General features: G+C 63.8%; 11 protein-coding genes and 1 pseudogene. 6 read left to right on the top strand and 6 right to left on the bottom strand.

Annotated elements, in window-relative coordinates; genetic code table 11:
* Together HP547_RS22690 and HP547_RS22685 are read right to left on the bottom strand one after the other, a co-directional pair.
* Window positions 1-1,287: aldehyde dehydrogenase family protein (locus HP547_RS22690; RefSeq protein WP_172287486.1), on the bottom strand; the 1,287-nt coding region annotated here is incomplete at its 3' end.
* 72 nt (window positions 1,288-1,359) lie between these two features.
* On the bottom strand, window positions 1,360-2,190 hold the full coding sequence (locus HP547_RS22685) for a p-hydroxycinnamoyl CoA hydratase/lyase (protein ID WP_172231088.1): 831 nt from the start codon (window positions 2,188-2,190) through the stop codon (window positions 1,360-1,362).
* 199 nt (window positions 2,191-2,389) lie between these two features.
* Between HP547_RS22685 and HP547_RS22680 the strand changes: the two genes are divergently transcribed.
* Entirely contained in the window at window positions 2,390-2,860 is a 471-nt protein-coding gene (locus HP547_RS22680; RefSeq protein WP_172231091.1) for a MarR family winged helix-turn-helix transcriptional regulator, read from the top strand.
* A 230-nt stretch (window positions 2,861-3,090) separates the two neighbouring features.
* Here HP547_RS22680 and HP547_RS22675 read toward each other — a convergent pair whose 3' ends face one another.
* On the bottom strand, window positions 3,091-3,732 hold the full coding sequence (locus HP547_RS22675; protein ID WP_172287485.1) for an HD domain-containing protein: 642 nt from the start codon (window positions 3,730-3,732) through the stop codon (window positions 3,091-3,093).
* 129 nt (window positions 3,733-3,861) lie between these two features.
* Here HP547_RS22675 and HP547_RS22670 point away from each other — a divergent pair, with 129 nt between their 5' ends.
* From HP547_RS22670 to HP547_RS22655, 4 genes and pseudogenes are all read left to right on the top strand, one after another.
* Window positions 3,862-4,830 carry a GlxA family transcriptional regulator gene (locus HP547_RS22670; protein WP_172231620.1) on the top strand — a complete coding sequence of 323 codons (969 nt, stop codon included), beginning with the start codon at window positions 3,862-3,864 and terminating at the stop codon, window positions 4,828-4,830.
* A 262-nt stretch (window positions 4,831-5,092) separates the two neighbouring features.
* Window positions 5,093-5,863: an SDR family NAD(P)-dependent oxidoreductase gene (locus HP547_RS22665; RefSeq protein WP_172287484.1), complete on the top strand. Its 771-nt coding sequence runs from the start codon at window positions 5,093-5,095 to the stop codon at window positions 5,861-5,863.
* Between the two features lie 331 nt (window positions 5,864-6,194).
* A pseudogene (locus HP547_RS22660) lies at window positions 6,195-6,323 on the top strand (PLP-dependent transferase); the annotation flags it as partial.
* A gap of 22 nt (window positions 6,324-6,345) precedes the next feature.
* The gene (locus tag HP547_RS22655; protein WP_172287483.1) at window positions 6,346-7,110 is read left to right on the top strand and encodes a hypothetical protein; all 765 of its coding nucleotides are present in this window, start codon (window positions 6,346-6,348) and stop codon (window positions 7,108-7,110) included.
* A gap of 81 nt (window positions 7,111-7,191) precedes the next feature.
* Here the strand turns inward: HP547_RS22655 and HP547_RS22650 are convergent, their stop codons facing one another.
* The 3 genes from HP547_RS22650 to HP547_RS22640 form a co-directional block, all read right to left on the bottom strand.
* Complete coding sequence (locus tag HP547_RS22650) at window positions 7,192-7,554, bottom strand: hypothetical protein (RefSeq protein ID WP_172233649.1); 363 nt, start codon at window positions 7,552-7,554, stop codon at window positions 7,192-7,194.
* Between the two features lie 302 nt (window positions 7,555-7,856).
* Window positions 7,857-9,053 (bottom strand): type II toxin-antitoxin system HipA family toxin, encoded by a 1,197-nt coding sequence (locus HP547_RS22645; protein ID WP_172287482.1) that lies wholly within the window; start codon window positions 9,051-9,053, stop codon window positions 7,857-7,859.
* Window positions 9,053-9,304, bottom strand: coding sequence for a helix-turn-helix transcriptional regulator (locus HP547_RS22640; protein WP_172219159.1), 252 nt, complete (start codon window positions 9,302-9,304; stop codon window positions 9,053-9,055). Before HP547_RS22640 ends, HP547_RS22645 begins: the two co-directional genes overlap by 1 nt.
* A 175-nt stretch (window positions 9,305-9,479) precedes the next feature.
* Between HP547_RS22640 and HP547_RS22635 the strand changes: the two genes are divergently transcribed.
* A partial coding sequence (locus HP547_RS22635; protein ID WP_172287481.1) for an OPT/YSL family transporter occupies window positions 9,480-10,462 on the top strand: 983 nt, incomplete at its 3' end.

Raw genomic sequence — 10,462 nt, 5'->3', positions numbered from 1 at the left:
GATGCCCGACTCCACCCGTTGCGCCAGGGCCAGCGCGCGGCTGGTGTCACGGCTGAAAATGGCCGACGACAGGCCGAACTCGGAGTCGTTGGCCAAGTGCAGCAAAGCCTCGTCACCTTCGGCGCGCAGTACCACGGCCACCGGGCCGAAGGACTCTTCGCGGTACAGGCGCATGCTGGCGTCGACGTTGTCGAGCAGGGTCGGCTGCAGGATGCTGCCCTGCAACTGGCCGCCGCACACCAGGCGCGCGCCTTTGGCCACGGCATCGTCGATCAGCGCCTTGATGCGCTCGCCAGCCGCACTGCTGACCAGCGAACCGAGCACTGAAGTGCTGGCCTGCGGGTCACCGGCGCGCAGCCCGGCAACCTTCGCCGCCAGCTTGTCGACGAAGGCATCGGCAACACGGCTGTCCACCACCAGCCGCTCGGTGGACATGCAGATCTGCCCCTGATTGAAGTAGGCGCCGAAGGCGGCGGCTTCAACGGTGGCATCCAGGTCGGCGTCGTCGAGCACCAGCAGCGGTGCTTTGCCACCGAGCTCCAGCAAGGCGGGTTTGAGGTGCCGTGCAGCCAGCTCGCCGACGATCCGCCCGACCTGGGTAGAGCCGGTGAAGTTGACGCGGCGCACGGCCGGGTTGGCAATCAGTCGCTCGACGATGGCCGGGGCATCATCCGGGGCATTGCTGATCACGTTGACCACGCCATCGCCCAGGCCGGCATCGTGCAGCACCTGGCCGATCAGCCGATGCACCGCAGGGCTCAGCTCCGAGGCCTTCAGCACCACGGTGTTACCGCAGGCCAGCGGCATGGCGATCGCACGGGTGGCGAGGATGACCGGGGCATTCCACGGGGCGATGCCGAGCACCACACCGCAGGGCGCACGCAGGGCCATGGCGAAGCTGCCGGGTACATCCGAAGGAATGACCTCGCCGGTGATCTGTGTGGTCATCGCTGCGGCTTCGCGCAGCATGTTGGCGGCCAGCTTCACGTTGAAGCCGTACCAGTTGGCCATGGCCCCGGTTTCGCCGGCCGCCGCAATAAACTCGTCGGCCCGCGCCTGCAACAGGTCGGCCCCCGCCAGCAAGCGCCTGCGCCGCTCGCCGGGCGCCAGGGCAGCCCAGGCCGGGAAGGCCGCGCTGGCAGCGGCAACCGCTGCATCGGCATCGGCCAAGGTGGCCGCGGCCACCTGCGAGACCACCTCGCCGGTGACCGGGTTACGGCGTTCGAAGGTTCGTCCATCGCTGGCGGGGCACGACCGCCCGCCGATCAGCAAAGGCACCTGCAACATGCTTATTCCTCTTGTTGTACTTATCGGGAATATCCGCGGGCTGTGCCGGGTAACGGCCCAGCCCGCCTGAACTCAGCGCTTGTAGGCCTGCAGGCCGGGCTTGATGCTTTTGTCGTCGAGGAACTGCTTCATGCCCTGCTCGCGCCCGCCTTCGGTGTCCAGCAAGCGGGACTGGTCGAGCTTGGCGTACAGGTAGTCTTCGTTCTGCTCCCAGGTCAGTTCGCGGCAACGCTTGAAACCATTCTTGGCTGCACGCAGCACCACCGGGTTCTTTTCCAGCAGGTTCAGCGCCAGTTCGCGGGTGGTGTCACGCAGCTGCGCCAGCGGCACGCTGTCGTTCACCAGGCCCATCTCGGCAGCCTTGGGGCCGCCGAAAGTCTTGCCGGTCATGATGTAGTACAGCGACTGGCGGTGGCCAACGGTATCGGCCATCGCCTTGCTCACCAGGTTGCCCGGCGGGATGCCCCAGTTGATTTCCGACAGGCCGAAAGTGGCTTCGTCGGCGCAAATGGCCAGGTCACAGGCCACCAGCGGGCTGAAGCCACCGCCGAAGCACCAGCCGTTGACCATGGCGATGGTGGGTTTGGCATACATGCGCAGCAGCTTCCATTGCCACTGCGAGGCCTCGCGGCGGATTTTTTCCTGGAGGATTTCCGGCCCGGCGTCCACCTCGCGGAAGTACTCCTTCAGGTCCATGCCTGCGGTCCACGACTCACCAGCGCCGGTCAGCACCAGCACGCCGGCGTCGGCGTCCTGCTCGAGGGTTTCCAGCACGTCGACCATTTCCCGGTTCAGCGTGGGGCTCATGGCGTTGCGCTTTTCCGGGCGGTTGAGGGTTACCCAGGCGATGCCCGATTCCAGTTCGACCTTGACGGTAGCCCAGCGGCCTTCGTATTTGCTCATGGTTCTGCACTCTTGTTGTTCGAGGTGGTGACATCAAGCTAAGCGAGCAGATTAGTTATGTCAATTAACTATTATGAAATTTATCTTTCTCCGAGGCGCGTGCTGAAGGGCATTTTCCCGTGCCCTCCCCTAGCCGGCAGGCGACAAGGCAGGCAAACTGGGTAACTTTCTTACCCATGAACGAGGAGCATGCACCCCGATGGCAAGGTCTGCCCGCACTACCGACACCGCCGCCACGCCCGCTACGCCGGCGGAGGCGGTGCTTGAAGACTTGCTCGGTTACGCCCTGCGCCGCGCGCAGTTGAAGCTGTTCCAGCACCTTATCGGCCGGCTTTCGGCCCATGACCTGCGCCCGGCGCAGTTCTCGGCGCTGGCGGTGATCGAGCAGAACCCAGGGCTGATGCAGGCCGACCTGGCCCGCGCACTGGCGATCGAGCCGCCCCAGGTGGTGCCGCTGTTGAACAAGCTGGAAGAACGCGCCTTGGCCGTACGCGTGCGGTGCAAGCCGGACAAACGTTCGTACGGGATTTTTCTAAGCAAGGCAGGCGAAGCGTTGCTCAAGGAGCTCAAGCAGATCGCCAGCGACAGCGACCGCGAGGCGACTGCGGCGCTGGATGATGAGGAACGGGGGCAGCTGTTGCGCTTGTTGACGAAGATTTACCAGGAGTGAGGCGTTAGCCGAATGCCAGTCAGTCAAGGATGATGGGGCTGCTGCGCAGCCCATCGCCGGCAAGCCAGCTCCCACCCCGACCGCATCGAATTCAAGCCATGCGCCGTACTTGTGGGAGCGGGTTCACCCGCGAACACCGGCGCAGCCGGTGCCATGTACCACGGTGTACGGCTCGCAACGGATCCACCAAGCCGCCACCGGCCTCGGTCACCGCGCTCCTGGGCAGAAATTCAACTGGCCCAGCAAGACTGGCGAATGACGCTGCAGAAATTGCCGGGCCGGAATGCCGGGTCCTTGTCGGCGATCACATCCGCCTTCACATTGCCGAACGTGGTCTGCGGCTTATGACGAATACCGTTGTAGAACGCCTGGATGATCGCCTCCTTGAACTGCTCGCCACGCGGATGCGCCTGCACCACCGCATCCCGCGCGACGACACCCAGCCCTTCATGGTGCAACCCCAGCACATCGGTCTCCACCCCGGCGGTCACCAGCGCAATCAACGGATGCATATGCTCCGCAATGCCCGGCGTGGTATGCAACGCGATCGCTGTCCACACGCGCTCGACATCGCGCTCGTCCACGCCATGGCGCTGAAGGAAGTCGCGCGCCACATTCGCACCATCCACTTCAAAGCGGCAACAATCGCTGCTGTGCTGATGGGTCAGGCCCATGTCATGGAACATGCAGCCTGCGTACAGCAGTTCGCTGTCGTAGCGCAGCCCCAGCCGCTGCCCGGCAAGGGCGGCGAAATAGAACACCCGGCTGGAGTGGTGGAACAGCAATGGGGAAGCCGTGTCACGGACGAGTTCGGTAATTTCCCGGGCCATGGCGCTGTCGGGCAGCTGGATACCGGCGATGGATGAGGACATGTTCGCTCCTGGTGGGTTGATGACAGGCTCAGTCTGAGGTTGAACACCAATGTCCTCAATTGACTTTAAGCGCCGGATCCTGCCATTGTCGATGGATTACGGACTTGCAGCGAAACGCCCGGAGTGATCATGCCCCCTATCACCATCGCCATCCTGGCCATGCCCGGCGTGCAACTGCTGGACGCCTGCGGCCCGCTCGACGTCTTCGCCGAGGCCAACCGCCAGGCCGGCCGCGATGTCTATCGCCTGCTGTTGCTGGCTTGCGAACCGGGGCCGCTGGTGAGCTCGTCCGGGACGCGCCTGGTCGCCGACGGCTGGATCGGCGAAGACCTGCAGGCCATCGACACACTACTGGTTGCCGGCACGCCGCAAGCTGCCGACCAATACTTGCGCCCCGGCATTCTCGACTGGCTGCGCCACCGCGCAAGCGCTTGCCGCCGCTACGGCTCGGTGTGCACGGGGGCATTTGCCCTGGCGGCTGCGGGGTTGCTGGACGACAGGCGCGTCACTACCCACTGGGCCGTAGCCCAGCCGCTGGCCGAGCGCTACCCGCGAGTGCAGGTGGATGCCGATGCCATCCAGGTGCATGACGGCAAACTGCGTACTGCTGCCGGGGTGACCGCCGGGCTGGACCTGGCACTGGCCTTGGTCGAAGAGGACCTTGGGCGGGACATTGCCAAGCAGGTGGCTGGGCACCTGGTGATGTACTTCAAGCGGCCGGGCGGGCAGTTGCAGTTCAGCCGACAAGGCGCGACCTCACCGGTTGGGCGTTCGGCGTTGCAGGGCCTGCAGCGTTACGTGGCTGCCAACCCGGCGCTGGACCATGGGGTGGCCAGCCTGGCTGCGCGGGTCGGGCTGAGCCCAAGGCATTTTGCGCGGGTGTTTCAGAGCGACGTGGGCATGACGCCGGCGGCCTGGGTGGAGCTGGCACGGGTGAATGCGGCGCGGATACGGCTGGAGGCTGGGCGGGAGGCGCCCAAGCAGGTGGCGGCGTTGTGCGGGTTTGCCAATGCGGATACGTTGCGGCGGGCATTTGTGAAACACATGGGGGTGACGCCGGCGGAATATCGCAAGCGTAATGGTGGTGCCGCTGGATAGCAGTGGATGGCCCGCGAAGGAATAACGGGCCATGGGAGGCTGCCGTCAATTGAGCAACCAGGGCCGCTTTGCGGCCCATCGCCGGCAAGCCAGGCTCCCACAAGTGCGGCGCATGGCTTGAAAGGGATGCGGTCTGGGTGGGAGCTGGCTTGCCGGCGATGGGCTGCGCAGCAGCCCCATTAGCCTTGACTGACTGGCATCCGGCCATGGGATACAGTCTACTTAGCCACAAACCTCTCAATCTATCTGTGCGGGGAACCCCATGAGCCTGATCCCGGGTCTGACTGGCAAAGCCAGTGTGCTGGTGTGCGGCGCAAGCCGTGGCATAGGCCTGACGCTGTGCGAAGCATTGCTGGCGCGAGACGACGTAGGCAGGCTGTGGGCAGTGGCCCGGCATGCCCGCACCGCCCCCGCACTCGTGGCACTGGCCAGCGAACATGGCGAGCGGCTGGCGCTGATAGATTGCAACGCACTGGACGAAGCGGCACTTGCGAGGCTTGCCACCGAAACAGGCACCACCTGCCCGCACCTTCACCTGGTCGTCAGCACCCTCGGCATACTGCATCAGGACGGCGCCAAGGCTGAAAAGTCGCTGGCGCAACTGGAGCTATCCGGCCTGCAGGCCAGCTTTGCCACCAACGCATTCGCGCCGATCCTGCTGCTCAAACACCTGCTGCCGTTGCTACGCAAACAGCCCGCCACGTTTGTGGCGCTTTCGGCCAGAGTGGGTTCGATCAGCGACAATCGTCTGGGTGGCTGGTACAGCTACCGCGCAAGCAAGGCAGCGCTCAACCAGCTGCTGCACACGGCGAGTATCGAATTGAAGCGTTTGAACCCTGCAGCCACGGTGCTGGCGTTGCATCCGGGCACTACCGATACCGAGCTGTCCAAGCCCTTTCAAGCCAACGTGCCGGAAGGAAAGCTGTTTGAGCCAGCGTTTGCTGCACAATGTGTGATCGAGCAGGTGGGGCGGTTTGGGCCGGCGGACAGTGGCAGCTTCCGGGGCTGGGATGGCGAGCGTATCGCCTGGTGAATGCGCTCGCGCCGGGTGCACTGTTGCAGCCCGGCCGAGGCAGTGCGTTCCATCGCGGGGCCAACTCAACGAGGGCGGCCGCCCTGATGGCCGCCAAAGCCAACGCCACCGCCACCGCCGTGGCCACCACCATGACCACCGCCCGGCTGCCAGCCGTTGGCCGGTCAGGCAGGCGGATTCCAGAGTGGAGGTGTGATGGCCCGCGGAAACTTTGCGTATCTTTACAGTCGGCGTGCGCCACCGCTGCTACAGACAGTCAGGCCCACCTTGACCTGTTCCAACCCGCCGCCGCATGCTTGAACGCTTCCACCCACGCTCAAGGAACGATCGCATGCAGCTGGAAACTCTCGCCATCCACGCGGGCTTCAGCCCCGACCCGACCACCCGGGCGGTGGCCGTGCCGATCTACCAGACGACCTCCTTCGCATTCGACGGCACCCAGCATGGCGCCGCTTCATTCTGCAAAGCTGGATAGCCCTGCAATGACCTTGTTCTACCTGAAACTCATCGTCACGCCCGTGCTGATGTGGGCCATCTCCCTCGCCTCGCGGCGCTGGGGTGGCCTGCTGGGCGGGCTACTGTCCGGGCTGCCGATCACCTCGGCGCTGGTGATGACCTTCCTGTGCCTTGAACAGGGCACGGCCTTCGGCATGGGCGCCATACCCGGCGCGCTGGGCGGCCTGGCGGCGGTGCAGGCGACCTACGCCTTCTACCTGCTGGCCACGCGCCGGCTGGGCATCGCCACGGCAGTGCTGCTGGCGATGCTGTTCTATGGGCTGGCCGCCTATGCGTTTACCCATTGGGGCAATCTGTACCTGTCGATTGCCATGGCGCTGTTGCTGATCGGCGTGCTGATACGCGCCAGCGGACGCGAGCCCAGGCCGGACACATTGGCCCGCCCTCGGCATCGGTACTGGGAGATCCCCCTGCGCATGGTTTCGGCCACCGCGCTGCTGATGGCGACTACCGGCCTGGCCAGCTGGCTGGGCCCGGCAACCAGCGGGATGCTGGCGCCGATCCCGGTGATCGCCTGGCCGCTGGTGGTGTTCGCCCATGTACAAAGCGGCCGAGCGGGGATGGCGGCAATGGTGCGTGGCAATGCGATCGGGGCGGTAGGGGTGATCGCGTTTTACCTGGTGCTGGCAGGGTTGCTGGAAACATGGGGCATCGCCGTCACCATCAGCCTGGCGATGGTATGTGCCGTGGTGCTGACGGTCGGGCTTGCCACTGCGTTGCGACGGGCCTGACAGGTGACGTAAACCTTGCACAAAAGGGAGTTCAGCAGGCGCCGCCGCTCGGGCAGCGCCTGGCCTGTCGTGGCAATATCCTCAGCGAGATTGAGGATGCTCGGCGGACACCGAATTATTGGCTTCGACGTCCTTCATTTCCTCTTCTATGGGGCCGTCATCGTCTGAAGGTAACGGCACTTCTCCTTCAGCGCCTGCGCTTTGCTCGTCTTTGGTTCTTGCGCTGCCGTTATCCCGCTCGAGCTGGCTGTCCTGGTCCGAGCCAGGGTTGCCGGGAGGCGGGTCCCAGTCTACCGGGCGTTTCTCGGACCAGGATTCACCGACGCCCTGCTTGGGCTCGGACTCGCTTTGTTCAAGGCCAGAGCCGTGGGCCGCGCCGGTGTCGGGCGTATTTTCTGCTGGGCCTGGGTAGGGGGCGTCTGGGCCGTTCTGATCGATTGCCATGGGCGTTCTCCTGCTATGGCGCGGTGGGGTTCACCTGATTAAGAGGGAACATGGCGAGCGGGAGTGCCTTGGGTACGACCGGTGGCGCCAATAGCTGGGGCTCCGGTGAATGCCAGCCAGTCAAGCAATTGGGGCCGCTTTGCGGCCCATCGGCGCGGTTCGTCGCCACGGCAAGCCAGGCTCCCACAAGTACCGCGCATGGCTTGAATTCTAAGCGGTCGGGGTGGGAGCTGGCTCGCCGGCGATGGGCTGCGTAGCAGCCCCATTAGCCTTAATCGCCACACCCCCTTCAGGCTTGCGGCCTAACCGAACGTCCGCATGAAAGGTTCAGCACACTGCCGGATCGCAGCGGCTACCCGAGGGGCGCGCTCGCAAAGCTCGGCCGAACCGTCAAGCACCTGCTCCAATGCTTGCAACTGTTCACGTATGACATCTTCTGGCCTGACCACATCACACGCTCTGGCAAACTCCAGCAGCCCCTGGCGTGAAGCGAGCAATGATTTGTTGCCGACCAGATCCAGCGCCAATACGTCATCAGGAATGTAGGCCGTGGTGTTGACGATATCGTAGGCCGGGGCCAAGTGTGCATTGCGCTGGGTGGGGTCGGAATACAACAGACCAAAGTTCTTCAGGTGTGCATCGCCGTTTCCGACAATGCAACTCAGGCTAACCATCGCGAACAACTGCGCCAACGAGCTTTGCACTGCGTTGGGCGGGCAGAAAAGCCGTATGGCCTTGGCGATAGCTGAATAGCTCTTGCTGTATTTCTGCTCGGCAGCCAGCCCCATCAATGCAGCCATGTCCTCAAAACCGATAGGGTCTAGGTGCTCATCCCGGTCAAAGCGGCGCATGACGAAGAGTTTGGCATTCTCCGAGAGATAGAACTCCGGTACCGCGATTCCTGACTTTTTAGCCACCGACATACACAAGTATTCATTGATCGCCAAACCGGGAAACTCGTCCCGGCCGCTCTTGATGATCAAGTCCGAGGTTTTAGAGGTAGAACGCTGCGGCGCGGTGTCGTGCTGCTCCGGCACCAGTACTTTGGGCTGAACGCCAGATATCCCGGCGCGCAAGATGTAACGGTCGACCAAGGCGGCGAAAATGTCCTCTGCTCCGTCCCAGGCCAGAATCTCATCCAGCTTTTCTCCCGGAAACTGCTGGCGGTGCAGCAGCGCATCGGCTTGATCGGAACTCACTGCAACCCGCCCGATTGGCGAGCTGCTGCCAGACAGCGCCAGCAAAAGCATGGGATCGACATTCACCACTTTGGCCAGCCGATTGCGCAGCTGCTCCAGCACATAACCCTCAGGAAGGTTCATCTGGAAGATCGGGTGCAGCTCTCGGTGACGGTATTCTTCCAGGCGCGCAGGCATGAGCATACTGATCGCTGCAGACGCCCGCGCATCCTCACGGTAGCGGAACAGGTAGTCGCCCCCAGCATTGATAATCCTGCCGCTCTCGCCTTCAGGGGTTGCCACACGCAAGGTGGTCATCATCAGCTGAATACTCCCTCTATTTCATCCAGCGTAGGCATGGCAGCGGGCACCAAGGCAAACTCGCAATCCAGGGCTCCGACTACCCGCGCATAGGCTGTCATGCCTACCGTCAGGTCCCCTTTCTCGATGGCAATGACCTTTTGCCGGGTGATGCCAGCCAACGCTGCGAGCCTGGCTTGCGTCAGCCCGCGATTCAGCCGCCGGTTGCGCAACTGTTCGCCCAGCCGGGTGGTAATCAGCGAGTAATCCATGTTCCATTTACGTGACAATTTAAGTTGGATGTAACGTATACCTAACCCGAAAAGGAATCAACGTTTCTCTTGCACCATCCTCGGCCAAGGCCAGTCACTGCCTAAGCGGCAATGAACCTTCGTAGCTGCAGGCGTTCAGTTGTTCACGCCCCTGCGACAGCCACAAAGGATTGCCATGACCCCTGCTCGCCCCACTGCCCTCCCCGAGCTCCGCGTCGAACGTGAGCTGAGCCTGAGGGCGGTGCTCACTGGCGCGATGCTGGGCATCTTGCTCACCCCCTCAAACGTGTACGTCGGGCTGAAGATCGGCTGGTCATTCAACATGTCGATCATCGCCTTGCTGATCGGTTTCGCCTTGTGGCAAGGCCTGGCAGGGCGCAGAAATCAGCGCCCCCCGTGGACGTTGCACGAAAGCAACATCAACCAGACCGTGGCATCCGCCGCCGCCTCGATCGTTTCCGGCGGGCTGGTGGCGCCGATCCCTGCCTACACACTGCTCACCGGCCAGCAGCTGGACCCGGTGCCGATGATGGCCTGGGTGTTCTCGGTGAGTTTTCTGGGCATCTGGATCGCCTGGTACCTGCGCCCTGCCCTGCTCAACGACCCTGACCTGAAGTTCCCCGAAGGCATGGCGACCCTGGAAACGCTGCAGCAGATCTACCAGCACGGGCAGGAAGCAATAACCCGGATCAAGGTACTGTGCAGTGCCGCGCTGTTGTCCGGGCTGGTGAAATGGATCGACAGCTTCGCCTGGGCGATACCGCGCTGGTCACCCACACCTGGGCTGGAGCGCCTGACCTTCACGCTCGATCCTTCGTTGTTGCTGATCGGCTTTGGCGGCATCATCGGCATTCGCGTGGGCCTGACGCTGCTGTTGGGCGCCGCACTGGCGTGGGGCGGGCTGGCGCCGTGGCTGATCGAGCATGCCTGGGTGGTGCTGGGCCCGAACGCCAGCGGCCCACAGTTTGCCGCGCTGGTGGAATGGCTACTATGGCCCGGCGTGAGCCTGATGGTGTGTGCGACCCTGACTTCATTGGCTGTTCGCCTGGTGCACGTGCGGCGGCGATCACCCGCTGATGCACTGACCGCCCGGCCGCCGCGCGCCAGGCTGCGTTTTGCCCCGGCGGCTGCGTCGGGCCTGCTGCTGTCCATCGCGCT

The organism is Pseudomonas sp. CM27 (genome assembly GCF_013179515.1).
Classification (GTDB): domain Bacteria; phylum Pseudomonadota; class Gammaproteobacteria; order Pseudomonadales; family Pseudomonadaceae; genus Aquipseudomonas.
The sequence above is the reverse complement of the archived record's forward strand: the minus strand, read 5'-3'. Positions and strand labels throughout refer to the sequence as shown.

Bases quoted from the DNA above. Each gene is read 5' to 3' on its own strand.
- HP547_RS22685 (WP_172231088.1), bottom strand. From the start codon at position 2,190: ATGAGCAAATACGAAGGCCGCTGGGCTACCGTCAAGGTCGAACTGGAA.
- HP547_RS22680 (WP_172231091.1), top strand. From the start codon at position 2,390: ATGGCAAGGTCTGCCCGCACTACCGACACCGCCGCCACGCCCGCTACG.
- HP547_RS22675 (WP_172287485.1), bottom strand. From the start codon at position 3,732: ATGTCCTCATCCATCGCCGGTATCCAGCTGCCCGACAGCGCCATGGCC.
- HP547_RS22670 (WP_172231620.1), top strand. From the start codon at position 3,862: ATGCCCCCTATCACCATCGCCATCCTGGCCATGCCCGGCGTGCAACTG.
- HP547_RS22665 (WP_172287484.1), top strand. From the start codon at position 5,093: ATGAGCCTGATCCCGGGTCTGACTGGCAAAGCCAGTGTGCTGGTGTGC.
- HP547_RS22655 (WP_172287483.1), top strand. From the start codon at position 6,346: ATGACCTTGTTCTACCTGAAACTCATCGTCACGCCCGTGCTGATGTGG.
- HP547_RS22650 (WP_172233649.1), bottom strand. From the start codon at position 7,554: ATGGCAATCGATCAGAACGGCCCAGACGCCCCCTACCCAGGCCCAGCA.
- HP547_RS22645 (WP_172287482.1), bottom strand. From the start codon at position 9,053: ATGATGACCACCTTGCGTGTGGCAACCCCTGAAGGCGAGAGCGGCAGG.
- HP547_RS22640 (WP_172219159.1), bottom strand. From the start codon at position 9,304: ATGGATTACTCGCTGATTACCACCCGGCTGGGCGAACAGTTGCGCAAC.